Annotated in this window: 22 protein-coding genes and 1 tRNA gene; 20 read left to right on the top strand and 3 right to left on the bottom strand. The window is 47.4% G+C overall.

Annotated elements, in window-relative coordinates; translation table 11 throughout:
• Nucleotides 1-29: 29 nt before the first annotated feature.
• Both coaE and DFP98_RS09525 read left to right on the top strand, forming a co-directional pair.
• Nucleotides 30-626, top strand: a complete 597-nt coding sequence (gene coaE, locus DFP98_RS09520) for a dephospho-CoA kinase (protein WP_116060353.1) — start codon at nt 30-32, stop codon at nt 624-626.
• On the top strand, nt 623-1,192 hold the full coding sequence (locus DFP98_RS09525; RefSeq protein WP_116060354.1) for a lytic transglycosylase domain-containing protein: 570 nt from the start codon (nt 623-625) through the stop codon (nt 1,190-1,192). The genes coaE and DFP98_RS09525 overlap by 4 nt, the downstream gene beginning before the upstream one ends.
• Before the next feature lie 91 nt (nt 1,193-1,283).
• Here the strand turns inward: DFP98_RS09525 and DFP98_RS09530 are convergent, their stop codons facing one another.
• Nucleotides 1,284-1,499, bottom strand: coding sequence for an alpha/beta-type small acid-soluble spore protein (locus DFP98_RS09530; RefSeq protein ID WP_116060355.1), 216 nt, complete (start codon nt 1,497-1,499; stop codon nt 1,284-1,286).
• Nucleotides 1,500-1,608: 109 nt separating this feature from the next.
• On the opposite strand from DFP98_RS09530, the gene nrdR reads away from it, so the two are divergent.
• The 9 genes from nrdR (at nt 1,609) to DFP98_RS09575 (ending at nt 9,370) form a co-directional block, all read left to right on the top strand.
• Nucleotides 1,609-2,070 (top strand): transcriptional regulator NrdR, encoded by a 462-nt coding sequence (gene nrdR / locus DFP98_RS09535; RefSeq protein ID WP_116060356.1) that lies wholly within the window; start codon nt 1,609-1,611, stop codon nt 2,068-2,070.
• A 159-nt stretch (nt 2,071-2,229) separates the two neighbouring features.
• Nucleotides 2,230-2,305 (top strand) — tRNA-Ala (locus DFP98_RS09540).
• A 247-nt stretch (nt 2,306-2,552) separates the two neighbouring features.
• Complete coding sequence (locus tag DFP98_RS09545) at nt 2,553-2,972, top strand: DUF1801 domain-containing protein (RefSeq protein ID WP_220377076.1); 420 nt, start codon at nt 2,553-2,555, stop codon at nt 2,970-2,972.
• 315 nt (nt 2,973-3,287) lie between these two features.
• Nucleotides 3,288-4,247 (top strand): ABC transporter substrate-binding protein, encoded by a 960-nt coding sequence (locus tag DFP98_RS09550; RefSeq protein WP_116060358.1) that lies wholly within the window; start codon nt 3,288-3,290, stop codon nt 4,245-4,247.
• 55 nt (nt 4,248-4,302) lie between these two features.
• Complete coding sequence (locus DFP98_RS09555) at nt 4,303-5,967, top strand: helix-turn-helix domain-containing protein (protein ID WP_116060359.1); 1,665 nt, start codon at nt 4,303-4,305, stop codon at nt 5,965-5,967.
• Between the two features lie 62 nt (nt 5,968-6,029).
• Complete coding sequence (locus DFP98_RS09560) at nt 6,030-7,091, top strand: NAD(P)/FAD-dependent oxidoreductase (protein WP_116060360.1); 1,062 nt, start codon at nt 6,030-6,032, stop codon at nt 7,089-7,091.
• Nucleotides 7,092-7,434: 343 nt separating this feature from the next.
• Nucleotides 7,435-8,151 (top strand): MBL fold metallo-hydrolase, encoded by a 717-nt coding sequence (locus DFP98_RS09565; RefSeq protein WP_116060361.1) that lies wholly within the window; start codon nt 7,435-7,437, stop codon nt 8,149-8,151.
• Between the two features lie 158 nt (nt 8,152-8,309).
• Nucleotides 8,310-8,867: a helix-turn-helix domain-containing protein gene (locus tag DFP98_RS09570; protein WP_246016473.1), complete on the top strand. Its 558-nt coding sequence runs from the start codon at nt 8,310-8,312 to the stop codon at nt 8,865-8,867.
• 26 nt (nt 8,868-8,893) lie between these two features.
• Entirely contained in the window at nt 8,894-9,370 is a 477-nt protein-coding gene (locus DFP98_RS09575) for a YbaK/EbsC family protein (protein ID WP_116060362.1), read from the top strand.
• A 19-nt stretch (nt 9,371-9,389) separates the two neighbouring features.
• Here the strand turns inward: DFP98_RS09575 and DFP98_RS09580 are convergent, their stop codons facing one another.
• A complete protein-coding gene (locus DFP98_RS09580) occupies nt 9,390-10,301 on the bottom strand; it encodes a helix-turn-helix transcriptional regulator (protein WP_116060363.1) in 912 nt (303 codons plus the stop codon).
• Between the two features lie 99 nt (nt 10,302-10,400).
• Here DFP98_RS09580 and DFP98_RS09585 point away from each other — a divergent pair, with 99 nt between their 5' ends.
• From DFP98_RS09585 to DFP98_RS09600, 4 genes are all read left to right on the top strand, one after another.
• On the top strand, nt 10,401-10,883 hold the full coding sequence (locus DFP98_RS09585) for a VOC family protein (RefSeq protein ID WP_116060364.1): 483 nt from the start codon (nt 10,401-10,403) through the stop codon (nt 10,881-10,883).
• Nucleotides 10,873-11,442, top strand: a complete 570-nt coding sequence (locus DFP98_RS09590) for a YdeI/OmpD-associated family protein (protein ID WP_116060365.1) — start codon at nt 10,873-10,875, stop codon at nt 11,440-11,442. The genes DFP98_RS09585 and DFP98_RS09590 overlap by 11 nt, the downstream gene beginning before the upstream one ends.
• A 241-nt stretch (nt 11,443-11,683) precedes the next feature.
• A complete protein-coding gene (locus DFP98_RS09595; RefSeq protein WP_181917590.1) occupies nt 11,684-12,631 on the top strand; it encodes a DUF3137 domain-containing protein in 948 nt (315 codons plus the stop codon).
• 176 nt (nt 12,632-12,807) lie between these two features.
• A complete protein-coding gene (locus DFP98_RS09600) occupies nt 12,808-14,235 on the top strand; it encodes a M23 family metallopeptidase (RefSeq protein ID WP_116060367.1) in 1,428 nt (475 codons plus the stop codon).
• A 147-nt stretch (nt 14,236-14,382) separates the two neighbouring features.
• On the opposite strand, the gene DFP98_RS09605 is transcribed toward DFP98_RS09600, so the two are convergent.
• Nucleotides 14,383-15,438 (bottom strand): hypothetical protein, encoded by a 1,056-nt coding sequence (locus tag DFP98_RS09605; protein ID WP_116060368.1) that lies wholly within the window; start codon nt 15,436-15,438, stop codon nt 14,383-14,385.
• 207 nt (nt 15,439-15,645) lie between these two features.
• Between DFP98_RS09605 and DFP98_RS09610 the strand changes: the two genes are divergently transcribed.
• The 5 genes from DFP98_RS09610 (at nt 15,646) to DFP98_RS09630 (ending at nt 21,319) form a co-directional block, all read left to right on the top strand.
• Entirely contained in the window at nt 15,646-16,422 is a 777-nt protein-coding gene (locus DFP98_RS09610; RefSeq protein WP_116060369.1) for an AraC family transcriptional regulator, read from the top strand.
• A gap of 17 nt (nt 16,423-16,439) precedes the next feature.
• Nucleotides 16,440-17,138, top strand: coding sequence for a transglutaminase-like domain-containing protein (locus DFP98_RS09615; protein ID WP_116060370.1), 699 nt, complete (start codon nt 16,440-16,442; stop codon nt 17,136-17,138).
• Nucleotides 17,139-17,360: 222 nt separating this feature from the next.
• Nucleotides 17,361-18,401, top strand: coding sequence for a LacI family DNA-binding transcriptional regulator (locus tag DFP98_RS09620; RefSeq protein ID WP_116060371.1), 1,041 nt, complete (start codon nt 17,361-17,363; stop codon nt 18,399-18,401).
• Nucleotides 18,402-18,661: 260 nt separating this feature from the next.
• Entirely contained in the window at nt 18,662-19,966 is a 1,305-nt protein-coding gene (melA, locus tag DFP98_RS09625) for an alpha-galactosidase (protein ID WP_116060372.1), read from the top strand.
• A gap of 54 nt (nt 19,967-20,020) precedes the next feature.
• The gene (locus DFP98_RS09630) at nt 20,021-21,319 is read left to right on the top strand and encodes an ABC transporter substrate-binding protein (RefSeq protein WP_116060373.1); all 1,299 of its coding nucleotides are present in this window, start codon (nt 20,021-20,023) and stop codon (nt 21,317-21,319) included.
• Nucleotides 21,320-21,340: the final 21 nt, after the last annotated feature.

The following is a 21,340-nucleotide window of genomic DNA, read 5'->3' on the forward strand; positions in this document are numbered from 1 at the left end:
CATGAAATCGGAAGTAAGGAAGAGATCGTATGAACATAGGTTTAACGGGAGGCATCGCCACCGGTAAAAGCACGGTCGCCAAGTTGCTCACGGAGCGCGGGGCGAAGCTGATCGATCTGGATAAAATCGCCCGGGAGGTCGTTGAGCCCGGGCAACCGGCTTTGCATGCGATCGCCGAACGGTTCGGACAAGCTGTGCTGCAACCGGACGGTTCATTGGACCGCAAGAAGCTTGGCGCAGTCGTTTTCTCCGACCTGGAGGAGCGCAAAGCGCTTGAAGCGATTACGCATCCGGCCATTCGAGCCGTCATGAAGGAACGAATGGCGCGCTACGAAGCGGAGGAACCGGACCGACTGGTTGTCGTCGACGTTCCGCTGCTGTTCGAGTCGAAGCTGGAAAGTTACTTTGAGCAGGTGATGGTCGTCTACGTTCCACGGGAGACCCAGCTGCGGCGATTGATCGAGCGCGACGCTCTGACGCCGGAGGAGGCCGAGAAGAGGCTTGCGGCCCAGATGGATATCGAGGAGAAAAAAAGGCGAGCGGACATACTCATTCACAATACAGGAACGCCGGAGGATACGGATCGGCAGATTGATCGCTTCTGGCGGGAAAAGGGGCTAGGATGAAGAAGAGAGTTAGACGCAAGCGCTTCATCCTTCTGTTAGTCCTGATTCTGCTCGGCGTTTTGTTCATCCGGTCGGATTGGCTAGGGAAAAGAATTTATCCGATTTCATTCCAGGATGAGATTAAGCGGAACGCCCAGCAGTACGAGCTCGATCCGCTTCTGATCGCAGCGATTATCCGCGTCGAATCGAACTATAAGCTAACAGCCGTTTCCCGAAAGGGAGCGGTCGGAATTATGCAAATTATGCCGGATACGGCCGCGTGGATTTTAAAGAAAGGCGATTTCGGAGAAATTACGGTAGAGGATGTCGGAAGTCAGGCGCATGCGGGAATTTCACTCGGCTCTTGGTACGTGAAGGAGCTGCATCGACAGTTCGACGGCGATCTGGTCAAGTCGCTGGCCGCCTATAACGCCGGTCCCGGGAAGGTCAAATCGTGGCTGGAAAACAGAGTGTGGGATGGAAAAGAGCAGACAATCAGCGACATTCCGTACGGGGAGACTAGACATTACGTGCAACGTGTGTTGTATTATTATAAGAAGTATCAGGATATTTACGTAACGTTATAATTTTTTTTCCAAATAGGTAAGAGGAAGCCTCGAAGCGTTTGCTTCGAAGCTTCCCGGTATTAAGTGCTTCGGCTGTCGATGATCGTTAGCATTAACGACCTGCCAGCTGTTGCTCAGCGATTTGTACCAAACGGCGGGTAATGTGACCCCCGATGGAACCGTTGTCCTTCGTAGTCATGTTCCCTTGGTAACCGTCTTGCGGGATAGCGATGCCCAGCTCTTGAGCCGCTTCGTATTTCAGTTGGTTCAGGCCTGCAGTCGCTTGTGGAACAACCAATTGGTTGCTGTTGTTGTTTTGTCCGGCCATGTGTGTTCACCTCCTTGCGGTTGGTAACTGTATTATGTGCTTTATTCTGATGTTCATGTAAGGGAAGCCTTGGAAAATCATTCAAAATCGAAGGAGATGAGTCGACGACATGAAATGCCCTTATTGCGATTACAACGGAACGAAGGTGCTGGACTCCCGTCCGGCCAACGACAACAAGTCGATTCGCCGCCGTAGGGAGTGCGAAAAGTGCGGCCGTCGGTTCACGACTTTCGAGACGGTTGAGGAAACGCCGCTGATGGTCATCAAGAAGGACGGCAGCCGCGAGGAGTTCAGCCGGGACAAAGTGCTCAGGGGCTTGTTGCGCGCTTGCGAGAAGCGTCCGGTATCCGTTGGCCAGCTTGAAGTCATCGTCTCCGAGGTAGAGCGGGAAATCCGCAATACGGCCTCGGCCGAGGTCGAGAGCCGGATTATCGGCGAGCTGCTGATGGAGCATATTTATCCCGTCGATGAAGTCGCCTACGTGCGTTTCGCGTCGGTGTATCGCCAGTTCAAGGACATCAATATGTTCCTTAAAGAGCTGAACACGCTGATGAACAAACACGGTATATAAGCAGCCAACGAGATCTCAGGCCCGCGTTCCTTGCAGGAACCGGGCTCTTTATTTTTTTATGCGATAAAAGCGTTGACAAGCCTGCTGGCTCTGTGATAAACTCATTTTTGTCGCCAACGAAATACCATCGCGCGACCGACGATATCAAGTATGTATCCCGGGCCTTTAGCTCAGCTGGGAGAGCGCTTCGCTGGCAGCGAAGAGGTCAGCGGTTCGATCCCGCTAAGGTCCACCAAAAGTGTAAATTCACGCAACCTGCGAAGGTTGCGTTTTTATTTTGGCTGGACTAAGCTGATCGAACCAAGGTGGGGGCGTTCCGCGCACAGAGAGTTGGAGGCGTTTAAACGGGGCCGCGCAAATTATTTGGGACGTCTGGAACGAATATCCGCAGCAAGTTGCCAAAAAATATAAACTTGACAGCTAGTTGTCAGGTTGGTTATTTTATACTAAGCTCATTCTAATCGCAGAAGTGGGTGATCCGTGTGGATAAAATTGAAAATACTAAGGTAGCCGCTGTATTTGAACAGTATCCTGTAAAATTTCAGAAGAAGCTGCTTTTTCTCCGGCAACTTATTTTGGATACTGCTTCACAGACAGATGGGGTTGATTCCGTGGAAGAGACATTAAAATGGGGAGAACCAAGTTACATTACGAAAACAGGAAGCACAATTAGAATAGCTTGGAAAAAGTCGAATCCAAGTCAGTATGCCCTATATTTTAACTGCAAAACGATACTCGTTGAGACATTCCGGGAAGTCTACCGTGATAAATTCACTTTTGAAGGAAACCGAGCGATTATATTCAATGAAGACGACGACATATTCGTAGATGAATTAAAGCAATGCATTTCATCGTCGCTCACTTATCACGTTCGGAAGCATGTTCCTATGTTAGGCTTATGATTCTATGATTAACAGCCTTTGGGGCAGTGAAACCGGCTAATGCGGGTCTAAGCTCGAAAGAATATCGTTATCCCGCTAAGATCCACCAAAATGTAAATTCACGCAACCTGCGAAGGTTGCGTTTTTATTTTGGCTGGACGTAACAAGCTTAGCGTGGAGCCCGTGGCGGAGACAGCTTGGTGATTGTCCATTGACATTTATCCAAAAGAATCATTGCGTTTTTTTCATTGTTTCCCCTTTTTGTACAAGCTACAATAAACTATGGTAATGATAATCATTTTCAATTAATAGAAAGAAGGAAAGGGGTACTAAAATATGAAGAGGCAACATGGAAAGCGAAATATACTTTGGGGAGGGAGTTTCCTCCTGTTATTGTTGATATTATCGGCCTGCAATAATTCTAATGACACCGTATCCGAGTCGCAGGCAGAGGAAAGCGGGAAAACAGTTCAATATACAACGATTACGGGCGAACAGGTAGAAATACCTGCGATTCCAAAAAGAGTTGTCTATATTGGTCAGACGATCGGCGATTTCTTGGCAATGAACCTTTCAGTTGTTGGCAATAACCTTCCTCAGGATGTTCCTAGTTACTATGAGGGGAAATTAGATGGAATCGTTAATGTTGGAAATCCCGGTGACTTAGAGGTGATTCTGACTTTGAAGCCCGATCTGATTATTAATGGTTATTACAAGGCAGAAGCAGACCATCATGTGGCATTATCAAAAATTGCTACGACTATTCCCTTCAACCCAGCTCTTCCTTATACAGAACGCGTAAAGGAGATAGGAAGGATCTTTGGCAAACAGGAGGAGGCGGCTCAATTGATTACTAAGTTTGAGACGCAGTCGAAAGAGATGTTCGATAAGTTTCAATTAGCTGAAGGGGAGACGGCAACAGTTTTCTATCAGCTAGGTAAATCCCTTTATGCAATGGGCGATCGCAACTTTGGCGCCATTATTTATGGAGGGAATGGCTATGCCGTGCCACCGGCTATACAGAAGAATATTCTTGATCAACAAGGGATATCTTTCCTTGATATATCAGAAGAGCTAATCCCGGAGTATGCTAGTGATAATATATTTGTACTTGTACAAGATAATGATGAAAGTAGAACGGAAGCTGACCGACTGCTGCAAAGCCCGTTATGGGGAACATTGCCTGCGGTCCAAAAGGGGAAAGTTTACGTTGTTTCTAATGAGTGGAATACGGATAATTTGTTAGCTTTGGAGCAGTTGTATAAAAAGCTGCCGGAATGGATGCACAAACAGTAAAACTGTATCTGTCCATTCCATTCTTTAAACCGAAATCAACTGTGGAAGGTTGCTTATGAATCTAGCATCCCTGTATTTTAGACTACTAAACTATGATAGGCTTCAAGTTGACCGGACGATCCCAGCGAGTAGTAGCCATAATGAAGGGATATCTTACAATGAACCGAATTTATGCACATTATGGATAGCGCTTAGTCATGATATAAGGATATACGTAGATAAAATTGCAATCGATCTGCGACAAGGGAGCAGCATTCTGGTTTTACCCTCACAAAGCTGTGCGGTTGAATCAAGTAATGAAGAGGCACACCTTGCTCGTTTTACCTTTGCAACCTTTGAAGTAAAAGGGATGACGTTGAATCCAATTGCTCAGCCCCCTTTACTTTGCGGTTATCCCTATCATCTGTTATTTTCTCAAGTCAAGCGAGTATTAGGGAATGAAGCATCGATGAGGAATCGATTTTGCTCGTCTCCAACCCCGGCGGAAATAGTGATGATGCAAGGTAGACTTCAGCTTATTCTAGGGTTGATGGCCGAGTCGGATCAGCAAGTTGCCCAGTTGCAGAACGAAGAAAAGACAAAATTGGTTCAACATACTCTACAGTATATGGAACAGCATTATGATGAGGATTTGACAGTGGAACAACTAGCCAACATGGCCGGAATGGTCAGATGGCAATATAGTCAACAGTTTAGAACATTGACCGGCCAAAAGCCGACTGATTACTTAGCCCATATACGAATAAACCAGGCAAAAGAGCTTCTCCGTACTTCTACCGAGCCATTGAGCAAAATAGCTCGACAAGTCGGGTTTAAGGATGAATATTATTTCAGCCGGTGCTTTCATAAATTAACCGGAAACACTCCGCGTGAATATACGAATCTCCATCTTCATAAGCTGCAAAAAACAGTTATCGATTCGCTTGGCAGAAAAGTTCATGTTCCTAAAGATGCAACACGTATTGTGACCGATGGTAAATTCACGCTTGGAGAATTACTCGTTCTAGGCATATCTCCTATAGGTGCAGCCATCTCTATCATGAAAGATAACGTGATTTATCACAATAAGCTGAGAAATATTCATAGTATCGGGTATTGGGCAGATCCGGATAAAATCGCGCAGCTGCAGCCAGAATTCATATTGCTTAGCTATTACCCGCAGGCTTTGAAGGAACTAGATGCGCTTGCTCCAACTGTTGTACTGGACAAGAAATTGAGCCTGTTTGAGAGATTAAGGTATATCGCTAAACTATTTGAACGCAGTAAAGCGGCGGAGAGGTGGATTACTGCATACGAGGGCAAGGTAAGACTGGTACGCAGGCAATTAGCCGATGCTTATGCTGCCGGAGAGACAGCTACTGTTTATCTCAAGCAAGGCGCAAAATTTTATGTTATGGGCCAGAACGGATTGGCTGCAAGCTTGTATGAATCGCTTGGCTTTCGTTCCTCTGCCGAAGTGATGCATCTAATCGAGAAGGGGCAAGCATGGATAGAAATTCAGCCGGATCAAATAAATCACTATGCTGGAGAGCGTAATTTTATCGTGGCTTCCTCCCAAGAACTGCAAACTGTTGCTCACTGTCCGCAGATCTCCGTTTTAGCCGCGCTGGCTCCCGGTAAGACTCATTTTGTAGATTCTACATGGAATCATAGCGATCCGATCACGCGTGAACGGTTGTTGGGAGTATTGCCCTCTATTTTTAAGAAGCAAACGATGTAATAGTATGATCGGAAATTAAGGGATTTTGGAAGGATGAAAGATCCTTATCAGGAGGCAGCGGCATGACACAAGCGTTGGAGCTGTATGATATTACGATTATTGGAGGAGGACCAGCAGGGCTGTACGCGGCTTTTTACAGCGGCATGCGCGATATGAAAACGAAGCTGATCGAAGCAAAGGAAGAACTGGGTGGGCGGCTGCTGATTTATCCGGAGAAAATGATCTGGGATGTCGGCGGGATTACGCCAATCCGTTGCGAGCAGCTCATCAAGCAACTGATTCAGCAGGCTCATACGTTTGATCCGACTATCGTATTGGGGCAGCAGATTAGCGGATTGGAGCGACTCGAGGATGGGACAATGCTTCTAACTGCCGTTACGGGGGAGCAGCACCATACACGTTCGCTTGTTTTGGCACTGGGATACGGTGTTATGAAGATGGCGAAGCTAGACATCGAAGGGGCCGAACGTTATGAATTAACGAATTTGCACTATACCGTGGAACAACTAGAAAGCTTCCGAAACAAGCGGGTGCTTATCTCCGGCGGCGGCGATTCCGCTGTCGACTGGGCGAACGAATTGGAGCCGATTGCCGAAAGTATCACTGTCGTACACCGCCGTGAACACTTTGGCGGACATGAGAAGAATGTGAAGCGGATGAAGGAATCATCCGTTGATGTTCGTACGCCGTATGCGGTGACCCGGCTTCATGGCAATGTTAGCGGCGACGCCATTGAGGCGGTATCGATTGCTCAGATAAATGCAGATGGCGCTCTAATGGAAGAAACGGAACGACTTGGGATAGATGACGTGATCGTCAATCATGGACTGCGCGGGGACTTCGGTTCGATAGTCGATTGGGGCATGGATATGGGGCAATGGAATATTAATGTGAACGAGAAACTCGCAACCAATTTGCCCGGTATTTTTGCAGCCGGAGATACGGCGAACTATTTATCTAAAGTAAAGCTGATTGCCGGAGCATTTACGGATGCAGTGTTGGCCGTCAATAGCGCCAAGCTCCACATCGAACCAGCCGCAGCGAAAATGGCCTATGTTTCTTCGCATAATACCAAGTTCAAGGAAAGGAATAAAGCGCTTGGTGTATCGGAGGAGGATGCGTAGAATAATCCTGATCTTCCAACCGAACCAAACCCCCGACACGCCGATGAGGCGTGTTTTTGGTATGGCGGACTAAGCTTGAGCGGGTTGTTTTTTGGGCAAAAAACAAATAGAATGATGAACAAATGCTTAGGGCGTGTCTGAAAACCCGCTCAGGGGCACCTTTCATCTCCCCTGCTGCGTCACTTTTGCTTGACGTACCTCCGGTACGCCTTCACAAAAGTTCCTTGCATGGAACGAAAATTCGGCAAAATTTGCTGCCCTCGGGGTATTCAGACACGCCCTAGTAAAATTCTTACAAGATTACTTTCATTGAAAATGTTCATCCGACAGGAGGGGTTATTGTATGGAACTAAGACGGATAACGGATCGCGTTTTTTATACGATGTTCAGCAAAGAGTCCGATCGGCCGACCCTTGGATATATTAATGGGGAAAAGCGTTCTTTAATGGTTGACGCAGGCAATTCCAAAAACCATCTTGAATCGTTTAACGATGCTGTAAATAACGAAGGTTTCCGAAAACCGGGAATTATTGCGATTACGCATTGGCACTGGGATCATACTTTTGGAATGCATGCAGCGGACGGGGTTACCATCGCCCATCAAAAAACGAACGCTAAATTAGCGGAGATGGCGATGTGGGAATGGACGGATTCCGAAATGAAGAAGAGATTGGCGGAAAAGGTTGAGATTGAATTTGCGGATACTTGTATTCGTAATGAGTATCCATTGCTATCGGAAATCCGGGTTGTGACTTCCGATCTCTCCTTCAGCGGATTTATGGAAATCGATTTAGGAGGCATTACTGCGCAATTGCATCATGTCGCCTCTCCGCACAGCGAAGATTCCGTTTGTGTACTCGTACCTCAAGAGAGAGTATTATTTATTGGCGATGCCGTCGGTTTGGACTATTATAATAATTGCTACTTGGATAAAGACAAGTTGCGTTCTTTACTTACAACGATTGAAGGATTCGATTTCGATACTTGTGTAGTCGGGCATGCCGAACCGGTAAGTAAACAAAAAATCGTTGAGGTCATGCATTCTCTTCTGGAACGCTGACCCGGCTTAAACGAAGTTGAGGCGTGTGGAGTGCTAGCAGACTTGAGGGCTTGTGGGATTGACGGATAAAGTAACGGAAGCGGGTAACTCCCGCTTCTTTTTTTGTATTTTATATTGTTATAAGTGTATAATATATTATAAGAGAGGAGTGGGGGAGATTGGATGCCATTCATATTCGAATAGGACAGAACCTACAGCGTCTGAGAAAGCAAAGGCAGCTCAGCTTAGATAAATTGGCCGATCTAACCGGGGTTAGCAAGGGAATGCTGCATCAAATTGAGCGAGGGGACACCCAGCCGACAGTCACTACCGTGTGGAAAATTGCTACGGGACTTCAAGTCTCTTTCTCATCGTTAATTAAAGACGACGAGCCTACAATAGCTATTGTTAATCGAAAGACAGAACCGGATCTAACGGAGGATAATGGCAATTGTCTCGTTTACGTAATGTTTCCGTTTAATCCGCAAACGCAAATTGAAATGTTCACGCTTGTATTAAAGCCTAAAGCAAGCTATGTTTCGACTCCGCACAACGAGGGGGTTGTAGAGTACATTACCGTTGTTTCCGGGGAGTTTACGATCAGGGTTAAGGATGAGGTCCATACTTTATTTGCAGGAGACGCGATACGGTTCTCAGGAAATGTTATCCATCAGTATAGGAATAATGCGAATGAGGATGCGGTCATCCAAGTCGTCATGCATTATTCAGCATCGTAAAATCGAAATATTGGAGGTAAAGATCGATGAGTCAGCTTAAAGAGAGCGCACAGCAGGTTCAAAACAAGCTAATAGAATTGGGTTATCCCAATAAAGTAATTGAATTGCCGGATAGCACAAGAACCGCTCAGGAAGCCGCCGACGCCATAGGCTGCGAGGTTGCGCATATTGCGAAGTCCATTATTTTTCGTCTTCAACATTCCGATAAACCGCTATTGGTTGTAGCGAGCGGAGTAAATCGAATTCATGAGAAACGGATCGGCCATCTGATTGGCGAGAAATTAGGTAAAGCCGACGCCGATTATGTCCGTGAACAAACGGGATTTGTGATTGGCGGGGTACCGCCGCTGGGGCATGTAAAATCGCTCCTCACACTGATTGACGAAGATTTGCTTCAGTATGACGAGATATGGGCTGCGGCCGGACATCCAAGAGCAGTGTTTCAATTAACGCCCGAGCAATTGATCAATATGACGAAAGGCAAAGTCATTTGCGTAAAATAGGCTCCCTCCAGCCACCTTTTCACAAATATTTCTCTATCATTTTGTTTAAATAATTTCGAAAGTCATCGACATAGCTTTTCGGTTCAACGACTTCTAGATTAGTGCCGAAACTTGCTAAAAACTGAAAACCCGTACTGTTATGAGGGATATCGATGGTTGCCAATAAATATTCGGAATTATAATTTTCAATACTCTTCCGACCGTACCGCTCAATGAATTGATCTTTGACGGCTGGCGAAATCAAGGCTTTAATCGCGACAAGTTGCGGTTGATAAGCGGTACCGAGTTCTTGTTCTAATAAGTATTCTCGGGGCTTAAACGTTTTTTCATCCATATCGAGGCGATCGATCCGAGACAATTTAAACGTTCGATATCCCATACGCTGTAAACAGAAGCCTTTCAAATACCAACTCGTTTCGCTAAAATGAAGCTGATACGGCTCGACCGTTCTATTCGTTGTGGCGCCATTTTTATCGATATAATCAAATGAAACCAGCCTTCTCATTAAGATGGCTTGTTGACAGAGTTTCAAGGTTTGAAGGATCTCGGAACGTCCCTCCCAATCATAGAAGGACAACTGTATTGAATTTTTCAGAGACAATGGGCTAACCATCGCCTCTATTTTTTTTATCGTCGTTTCAACTTCTTCGCTAATTAGAATCTTTTCAAAACCGCTTAATGCAGTCAATATATTCTCAAGGTCGGAGCTGCTTAAAAGACGTTTATCCACCTTGTATTCCTCCAAAATCCCGTAGCCGCCATGAACTCCGTTGATCGAATAAATCGGGATGTTGGCTAAACTCAGCGTTTCCATATCGCGAAGAATCGTTCTTTTGGACACTTGAAATAATTGCGCGAATTGTGTCGCAGAGACGATCTCCTTTTTCAGCAATATCATGATGATTGAAATGAGTCTCTCGACCTTGTCCATATTTTCCCCCTCGTTTCCCCTATCTCATCTTGAATGGTGACATACAGCTGTCACCTTTGATCTATTATACTACAGGTATCACAAGAGGAGGTTTTGTTTATGTCGGCTATTGCTTACTTAAATCTAGATGGAGTTGCGGAACAAGCGATTGAATTTTATGCGGAGGCTTTAATCGCGAATGAAGTGAAGAAAGTGAAGTTTAAGGATTTTCCTCAAGATCCGAACTATCCCTTGCCGGAAGATGAGTTAAATATGATCATGGAGTCTTCAATCGAATTCGCAGGCGGGAAAATCATGCTGTCGGATATTCTGCCTTCGATGAAGAGGGTAACAGGCGAAGTGGTGAAAGGAAATAACGTACTGATAAGTCTAGTCATAGAGGATAAACAAAAGCTGGAGGAATACTTTAATAATTTGTCGGTTGGCGGATATGTTACGATGCCTTTATCCAGTATGCCTTGGTCTTCGTGTTTTGGAATGCTGGTTGATAAATTCGGGATCGTTTGGAAATTCAATAGCGACGCAGATCTATTTCTCGACAAAATAATTGCCGATAAAATGAAATCCGACTATGGAGATTGAAAATCTGGTCCCGGTAACATCGAGGGAGGAGTTAAGGGATTGGCTGCTGAACAACGGTAAGGCGGAAAAGTGCTGCTGGATATTGGTCAGTATGACGCCTACCCCCGGTACGTTGCTGTATTTGGACGCAGTCGAAGAGGCATTGTGCTTCGGATGGATCGATGGAACCAAGAAGAAATATTCCGAAAAGACGATGGCTCAAAGGTTATCTCCCAGAAGTAAAAAAAGTTCATGGACCGAATTAAATAAAGAACGCGTCCGACGTCTTGAACAGTTGGGGCTAATGAGAGACGAAGGAAGAAGAGTTCTTCCCGACATGGATCATCGTTCTTTTAGAATCCCCGAAGAGATAGAGCAAAGGCTCAAAGAGGATAAGCAAGTGTACGATAATTTCGTGGCTTTCCCCGATCTTTATAAAAGAATAAGAATCGATACGATACAAAGCGTTAAGAGCCAGCCGGAATTGTATCGAAGCCGTTTAGACAAATTCATTGCCAATACCAGAGAAAACAAAGTGTACGGTCAATGGCACGATAATGGACGTTTATTGGATGATTAAAAGCCGGTACACAAGAAGATCCCCAGCGAGCCGACAAAGGCCCCGGGGATCTTCTTCTCGATTAGCGGCAAAAATTCTCGACAATTATCGACGTATCTCCTATGATAAAGGAAAATATGCAGCTTGAATGGAGACGGATGCGGTCGTGATTCCCCCCTATGAGGAGTTCGCAAGCGAGATTGCCGGCGAAATATCAAGTTTTTCTACTAATCCCGAGTATGAGCGGATGAGAAATCGACATTTGAGAAAATACGTAATCTATGCCGGTTGTTTGTTGGCGACTGTAGCTTTCCTGCTGTACATTGTAGATTTTGCAGTAGACGAAGAATCTTTTTTTGAAGTGATGTTGTTTGGCTTGACCGCCTCCATCGCTGCGGGTTATGTCTTTTATCGTGCCAAGAAAAACCTGTGGAAAGATTACAGCGCGGAATATAAGCAAAGAATTATCCCGATTTTGCTGGACAAGTTGAAGCAAGGAATGAATGATGCAATCGATCGCGGAGAAGATTACCAGTGCGACTACGAAATGGAGAAATACGTCGGTCACAGGCTGCTGAAGCGGACGAAGCTATTCGATCATCTGAAGATCAATGGCCTTGAGGGGGAGGACCATATCTCCGGGAGACTAGGGGAGATCAGGTTTCATTATTCGGAAATTTCCTCCTATGAGGAGTACACGTCCAATGACGAATACGCGAATAAGCGCTCGATGCTTAACTTTCAAGGCTTCGTATTCATTGCCGATTTCCCTAAGTCGTTCGAAGGCACGACGATCATCGAATCCCGCGGAAGAACCGCCCGCAATTATAAGTTGAAATTGCGCAAATTGCCTGGTTTGGAGATGATGCGTACCGACGACATCGCATTTAACCGTTTTTATAAAGTCCGCACGAACGATGAAACGCTGGCTCGGTACTTGCTGCCAGCGAATATGCTGGAGAGGCTTCTTCTGTTAAAAAAGATATTTCCGAGGAAGAAAATTGCAATCAGTCTGCACGACGGTCTGTTCGCTCTCGCGATTCACAGGATGGATCTGTTCGAAATTCAAGGATTTCGTCCCATATCGGAGAAAGCCGTTCGACGCACGTATGAAGAACTAAAGACGATTATGGAGCTATTGTTCACGCTTGGATTGAATAGACAGATTTCGGGACAGGTCAGTCCAAACCAATTGTTGCGCAAAAGTTAACGAGCACCATTACGCAGTCCTAGGGGATTGCGTTTTTTTGTTATACGCAGGCATGGGTGGTTGTCACGCAGTCGTGACAGCCTTGCCTGCTCTGTATGAGGGGCGTCAGGTTTCCTTTCCCCGATACTCAGTTATAATTGAATTATAGCTATGTACTTCAAGGAGGATTACGTGTAATGAAGAAGCGGGTATTGCTGGGAGCAGCGCTGGTCGTGGCGTTAGGAGCCGCGTGGTTGTTATATGACCAGAGTGCCAAGCCCGAAAAGATAACATCATCCGAGACCGCGGACGGAGCGAATGCGATGCCATCGGCTTCGCAGGAGGATGAGGCTACGCCCGTGCACGATATCGTCGAGTTTCGCATGCTCGATCTGGATGCGGGCTGGTTTCGGTATGCCGATGGCGCGGTTATGGTGACCAAAGACGGAGGCGCTCATTGGCAGAAGGCGGGACCGGACTGGCGCGAACCGATTGACGAAGACGTGGCTGGGGAAAAGAACGCCGTGGGAGCCGCAGAGAAGCTTGCGAAAGAGGTTGAGCAGTCGATAGGTACAATTGAGGCGGCTTATTCCGAATTTTCTCCCGGCCAGACAGTCGACTACAAGGGCGGGCAGGTCGCAGTGAAGCGAGCACAGCCCGTCTCCGGACCAATTGGCTGGGCGCTGGCAGCAGAAGGAAGCGGGCTAGTCATGCCTTTGCTTGTTACCGTCGATGGAGGGCAGACTTGGCATGATGAGGTGACTGCCGAGCTGCGCGCAAAGATGGAGGAAGAAAAGGCCCGGCGCGAGCATAGGGAGGAAGAAACGGCGTTGTATGGATCGCCGCAGCTGGCGCAGCAGGCAATGAAGCCGGGCTGGACGCTGCTGCCGGATCGAACGGTTCCCGGGGATGCTGTGCTAGTACGTCATAGCGAGCCGGGCGAGTTGGAGTGGCAAGGGAAGACCTATCAGCTTCAGCCGTTTAAAGCCGGATATTTTACATACCTTCCTATCCCTCGGTCAACGGAGCCGGGAGCATACGCGATTGGCGACAGCAAGCTGACTGTGGAGGAGAAGGAGTTCAAGACGCAGCATTTGAAGGTGTCGGAGCAGATGGAGAGCATGAGGCGGAATACCGAGCGGATCGAGGCCGATCAGAAGAAAGTCGCCGCCGCCCGAGTGAATTCGGCTCCCGCCTTCCTGTTCGATGCGGAATTCATAGCGCCGCTGAAAGGGCGGCTGTCGACGCCTTTCGGGTATACGCGTTACGTGAACGGCAAGCTGAGCAATTCGCATATGGCGATCGATCTGGCGGTTCCGGAAGGAACGCCGATTAAGGCGACGAACGACGGCGTCGTGGCGCTGGCGGACGAATTGTATTTATCGGGGAACACGATTTACCTCGATCATGGGATGGGGCTGTTTTCCCAATATGCGCATTTGTCGGAGATTCAGGTCGCCGCCGGAGATACCGTTAAAAAAGGCGATATTATCGGCCTTGTCGGTTCAACCGGTTTCTCTACCGGCCCCCATCTGCATTTCACCTTCTTTGCACATGATGTTCCGGTGAATCCGGATCTGTTTTTTGAGACGACGCCGTTCCGATGGTTGAAGGAACCGCAGTAAACGCCTTTGGGATCAAATTGTCCGAATTCATCTGCCGATATAAGTAACAAAAAACACAAGTTGAGGGTTAATCACCTTCAAGCTTGTGTTTTTTTATTGATGAAGAAGGCTATCCCATAGCTCCGACAAGGGATTGATCGATCTAACTTAGTCGTGGAGAGGTAATTCCAAGGCAGATATAAGCTCATTTATTGCCTTGTGTTCTTTACTAGCGATTTCATCAAGACAATTAAAAATAATTTTTTCTATGATCTTATGATCTTTGGATATTAAGGCTTTTAACTGGGTTACCTTAATGAATTCCGCCAAGTTTTTGATTTCTTCAAACTGAACCTTTAGATACGCATAATTACTTTGACTCAAATAATGGTGATCGTATAAATACTGAATCCTTGAAAGCATGCATTTCTTGTGTTCCCACAATACATATAGCGGTCGTATATCTTCCCAAAAATCGCCTGACTTTAAATTTAATTTATAGTAATGATAGACATCCATTCCAAAGGCAAGGTTGTTTCTTCCTGAATCGAACATCGCAAATAAGCGTGTATGATCAGTAGAGTTTAAATAGCCCTTTAAAGAATCCGCGATCCAGGTTACATCCAATATATAATCTTTACTTTGCGAGCCTGGGCGCTTCTTTTCGTAATGGTATAAATATAAAACCGTGTACCATTTTTCTATCGGACAATTTCGATAGGCACTGTCGAAGTCGGAAAAAGAGATTTTTAGCGATTTGTAAAATGGATTATACCCCAAGATATCAAAGTACTGCTCGCTGCGATTATATCCAAAAACCAATGTGTCATGATAAAATTGGTGGGGTTCAAAATGAAAGCCGGGGTCATTTGCTACGAAATGTTGATCCAAATGCAAGTCTACATAGTAGTTCCTATCAATACAGGAAATCGCAAATTCTGTAATATTATCGGTTAGATGATTGACCATTTCTTTCTTGATCGTTTGTGAGTAAAGCCAAGGATTATTCACATAAAAGTTGAAATCCTTAGAGGGACCCAAGTAAAAGTCTAGATGAATACCCTTGTCCTTAAAGTCTTTTTCGCATATAAGTTGGATATAGTTGCTGTGGAACCAGGCTTCGTAGCGTTTATCCGTTGAAAGAATGGCCAATGTCTTAGCATGGGACGAATAACTTAAGATTTCGGGTTTATCGTTGATTGCTAATCGCTTCGAGTTCGCCATATTCTCGTTTCCTCCACCCTTGGTTCGATTTCATAATTCCTTAAGTGACTTGAAATGCTTCCATATCTTCAAAAATATCACATATCAATTACTTCTACCCTTTTATAAGGAATTCCTTCTTTTCAATTCCTTGTTGTTTTCGAGATCCATACATCCGTGTGATATCCGTCTCGTCCAAATTCGAGATTAACGTGGAGTGATCGTAAAATGATGATTTTGTACGGTGCGGAGCATCACCTGCTAATATTATCCGATAAGATTGATGCGGACGAGCATGGGCATACCTTTTTGCAGCTGACAATTTCCTTGGAGGACGAGCTTGAGATCGAGGTGGAGGGACAAGTTGTAGGCTGTTCCGGCATTCTCATCGATTCGAACGTTGTTCATCGATTGCAGGGAGCGGGTCGCCCTTTATTGCTGCTGCTTATGGACAGCACCTCCGATATGGCGGCGAGCTTTAAGCGATACATAGGCGAGCGTAAGTATGCTGTGCTCCCGACAGAGACGGTGAGAACGATGAGCGAGTTGGTGCAAAGTGAGCATCCCCATGTTAAAGATACGGACAGCTATATTGCTTTTCTGGAACAGCTTACGGCGCTTATGGGTGTGGAACGGACGAAGACCGCAATTACGGATTCCAGGATAAGAGAGTTTATTCAGTTGGTAAAAGATTGCACCGACTCCGAGCACTCCGTCAGTCTGTATGCCCGTAAATTAAGTTTGTCCAACAGCAGATTGTCGCATCTCTTTAAGGAAAATACCGGCATATCGCTTAGCGGATATATGCTGCTGCACAAGCTTCAGAAGGCATCCTACCTGATTTTCCAAGGCCTAAGCATTACCGATGCGGCGATGACGGCGGGGTTCGACAGCCCCTCGCATTTGGCTGCTACGAGTAAAAGACTATTAGGGATGAATGCGAAGGATATTCGCAAAGATAGCGTCTTTTTGCAAGTTTCCTGCCTGCATGAACGGTACACTTGATGCAGGAGGTGTTTCCAATGAATGCATACTTGAAGGAAACGGAACTGCTGAATTACTCCCATCCAACGATCCAACAGCTGGTTCACAGCCGCAAGTGGGATCGTTTGCCCATGAAAGAACGGATTCTTGGCATCTATAACTACGTCCGCGACGACGTTCTATTCGGCTATAACAGGGCGGACGATATTCCAGCCTCCGAGGTACTGCGGGATGGCTACGGCCAGTGCAATACGAAAGGGGTGCTTTTTATGGCACTGCTGCGGGCCGTGGGGGTGTCTTGCCGGATGCACGGGTTTACCATCGACAAAAAGCTGCAAAAGGGAGCGATGAGAGGATGGTATTACCGGATGTCGCCCCGGGAGATCGTTCACAGCTGGGTCGAAGTGCGCTATGAAGACAAGTGGCTGAATATCGAAGGATTTATTTTGGACATCCCTTACTTGACCAAGCTTCAGCAAAAATTTGGGCAGTGCACAGGCTCCTTTTGCGGTTATGGCGTTGCGACAGACAATTTTCAGAATCCAGCCGTGTACTGGAACGAGAGCGACACTTACGTGCAAAAGGAAGGGATCGTCCGTGATTTTGGAATCTACGACAGTCCCGACGCTTTCTTCTTCGTTCATCAACAAGCGCTAAGCCCACTCAGGAAAACGATCTTTCGCGGAGTCGTTCGTCATCTGATGAATCGGAATGTGAGTCGAATAAGGAGGGGGTAGTTCGCGCATCCAAACAAAGGGCTAATATAAGAGAGCGTCCCTCGTTGGGCGCTTTCTCTTTGTTTTCTTTGATCTTCAAGCCTTTTTTTCTGCGAATGCTGCAAAGTATGCAACACCGCTCGCCGAATAGAATGCCGAGTAATTACAGTTTGACAGGAACGTCCTGTATTCGCTATGATAAAGAGGTTCGATTTGGGCCCAAAAATTTAAGGCGGTGAAACAGTGGCTACTTTAAAAGATATTGCCGAAAAAGTGGGCGTCTCGATTTCGACCGTTTCTCGAGTGTTGAACAACGATGACAGCAAAATTGTCAACGCCGTTACGAAGAAAAAAATCCTGATCACCGCCGAAGAGCTTGGCTACCGAACCAGAGGGTGGTCTAGGCGACCGATAGGGGACGAGGGCGCAAAGCCGGCGGTTACGAAGCGGGCAGGCTGCATTATCTCGCTTCCCCAGGAAAATTACTCGTATCCGTACTTCTCTCTTGTTTTGAAAGGAATAGAGAAAGGACTGGCCGACAGAGGTTATGAGCTGTCTTTTATTCATACGAGGGACGAGCTGCGAGATCCTTCGGTGCAGCAGCAAATCATTCAAGACAGCCGGATAGACGGCTTAATTATTATCGAAGGCATAGACCCTCCGATCTATGAAGCCATCAAGAAGCATATACCGGTTATTGTCGGCGTCGACGTGAACGATCCGACCATTCCTACGGTTTCCTATGACAGAGTGTCTGCTTCCCAGGCGGCAGTTCGGCATCTGATCGAGCAGGGGCACCGGAAAATCGGCTTTATCGGCGGCTTGGGACTGTCGGGGGACATCTATCGCGAGAAGAGGTTTCGGGGCTATCGTTACGCGCTGCTTGAAGCCGACATTGAACCGGAGCCGAAATGGATTTTGAACGCCGAGTGGCAAATTGAAAACAGCTTTGAATTGATGAGCCGGTTGGTGAATGAGGTGCCGCGAGAGGAACTGCCTACCGCCTTCTTCGTAGCAAGCGATGTCATGGCAATCGCAGCCATGCGCGCGGTTACGGAAGTCGGCCTGCGCGTGCCCGACGACATAGCCTTCTTCGGAGTCGACAATATCGATATTTCGCAATATACTTCTCCACCGCTATCCACCATTCATGTTCCCAAATATGAGATCGGCCAAACGGCGGCTTACTTGTTGTCCGAGTACCTGGAAGGAAGACTGTACTTTCCGATCAGAGCGCTGCTTCCTTATGAACTGAAAATCAGGCGCTCTTCGACAAAAGACTAGGGCGTGTCTGAATACTCCGAGGGTAGCAGATTTTGCCGAGTAGACAATGATTAAGGGGCCGTTCTCCCGCTGAGGAGAACGGCTTTTTTGCTATGTCGGAGTACAACGAATAGTCGATTCCTTTCGTCTGTTGTTTTAATATCAATTTTTCATTGACAAATTTGCCCCAAAACAATAAGATTGTTGTAGAAAACTTTGGGCAAATATTTTGCGTTTCCTGAAATTATTGCGCCCAAAAAGCTACGAAAAGGGGAATAACGATGAACAAAGTGACGATTATAGGCGCAGGCAGCAGTTTTACTAAAGATATCGTCGTGGATATGACGAATATTGCAAATCTGGGCGACGACGTGATCATTGGTCTGATCGATCTTGATCCCGTCCGGTTGGATCTGGCCAGACAACTGGTGGAGAAGGTTGTTTCTCTTGCCGGCAGGAAGTGGCGAGTAACGGCTTCCACAGATCGCAAAGAAGTGCTTCCCGGCTCGAATTTCGTCATTAATCAAATCGAAGTCCACGGGCTGCAAACCGTTAAGTACGAGTATGAGATTCCCTTGAAGTATGGCGTCAAGCAATGCATCGGCGACACGCTCGGACCCGGAGGGCTGTTCAAAACGTTGAGAACGCTTCCGGCCTGGCTGGATATCATTCGCGATATAGAAGCCTACTGTCCGGAATGCGTCATCCTGAACTATACGAATCCGATGTCCGCCGTTACGCTTGCCACCGTCAAAACGACAGAAATCCCCGTGGTCGGGCTGTGCCATTCCATTCAGAACACGTCTGCGCAGCTCGCGAAATATTTGGACATTCCATACGAGGAATTGAAATGGAGAGCGGGCGGCATTAACCATATGTCCTGGTTTGTGGAATTGTCGCGGAACGGACAGGATTTGTATCCCGAGCTTAAAGAGAGGATGAAAAATCCCGAACTGCTGAGGAGGGATCCGGTAAGATTGGACGCCATGAAGTACCTGGGCGCGTTCGTATCCGAGTCAAGCGGCCATTTCTCGGAGTACATTCCGTATTACCGGAAGCGCGAAGATTTGCTGGAGCGCCATTGCGGCGTCGGATACAACGGCGGAACCGGGTTCTACGCCAACAATTGGCCGACCTGGAGACAGGAGAACGACGAGCAGATCTTGCGCCGCATCTCAGGCCAAGAAGAGATCAGCTTCGAATCCTCCAATGAATATGCGGCCGTAATCATGGATGCCATGATTAATCATACGCCTAAGGTCATCTATGGAAACGTCGCCAATACCGGTCTGATCGACAATCTTTCGAATGACGGAGTCGTCGAGGTCGCTTGCCTGATCGATCGAAACGGCATTCATCCAACCCATTTCGGCAAGCTTCCCGAGCACTTGGCCGCCCTGTGCCGCAGCAATATGGCCTTCTTCGAACTCGCGGTAACCGCCGTGCTGAATAACGACAAGGAAGCCGCGATGCACGCGCTGATGATCGATCCGCTTACGTCCGCTGTCTGCTCTCTCGACGAAATTCAATCGATGTTCAATGAATTGTACGATGCGGAGAAGCCTTTCATCGCAGAGCTGCGCTAATCTTCGGCAATAAGCATGTCTTTCATATATCAATTTCATTAGGGGGAACGTTTCATGAAAAAAGCGCTTTTATTGATCGTAGCTCTGATGTTAATGGGAAGCCTGGCGCTCGCCGGTTGCTCGGGCGGAGGCAATGCGACCGGGGAGACGGGGGGCAAGGATGGAGACAAACCGATCAAGCTGGTCTGGTGGGTTCATGAGAACCCCTCGTTCGTCGAAGCCAACAAAAAGCTGATCGAAGATTACAAGAAAGTGAAGCCCAACGTCACTATTGATCTTCAGGTGTTTCCTTACGATGCCTTCGTCCAAAAAATCCGGGTGACCATGAATACGAAAACGGCTCCGGATATCGTGCAAATGTTCGGTACCTGGGTTCGGGAATATGCGAAAAACGGGCTGTTGGAGCCGGCGGCGAACGGAGCGGAGCTGCAGGCGGAGGTTTATCCGGCGGCGATCGGCGGCTTCGAGTATGAAGGCCAAGTGTACGGCGTGCCGCACGAATTCAACATGGAGAACGGGGCGGCTCTGCGGTACCCCAAGCTGTTCGAAGAAGCCGGAATCGATAAGGACCCGGCTACCTGGGCGGAACTCATTGAAGACGCCAAGAAATTGACCAAACGCGAAGGCGGCAAAATCTCCGTCCGGGGGCTGGACATTACGTCCAACGACAGCGTCGTTTTCTATTTCCTCGCGCTTATCCAGCAGCAGGGCGCCGATTTCTGGAATCAGGATCAGACGCAGGTGAACTTCTCCACTCCGGAAGCGGAGAAAGCGATGCAAGAGCTGGTCGACCTGGTCAATGTTCATCAAGTCACCGACCTGACCAAGCTTGGGACGCCGGAAGAGCCTTACATGGTGTTCTTCAAAGGCTTGTCGGCGATGACGACGGCAGGGCCGTGGACAATTGCGGAAGGCCATAACACGTTTAATGTTCAGGATTTCGATTATATGCCGGTCCCTTCCTATAGCGACGGACCTGCAGTATTTAGCGCCGAATCCGGCTGGGGAGAAGTCGTATCCAAGCAAAGCGCCAATGCCGAAGCCGCCTGGGAGTTCGTGCAATTCATGATGAAGGACGAGAACGCGTTCGCCTGGAATCTTCGCACCTCGTCCATTCCGGCCAACAAGAAAGTCGCCGAAGATCCGAAGTATCTGGAGAGCGCTCCGATCGTGAAAGCGGCGCTCGATGTCCTTCCTCACGGCCGCTGGATCGGTCCGCTGGCCGACCGCGACTATTTCTTCAAGGTGATCAACGATACGTATGCCCAAATTGTCTATGGGAAAGTCAGCGTGAAGGACGGCCTGAAGAAGACGGAAGACGACATCAACAAGATGCTGAAGTCCAAGCAGTAAGCGACGAGAAAGCGTCGGGAG

The sequence above is a fragment of the Cohnella phaseoli genome (assembly GCF_003386235.1).
Lineage (GTDB): Bacteria > Bacillota > Bacilli > Paenibacillales > Paenibacillaceae > Cohnella > Cohnella phaseoli.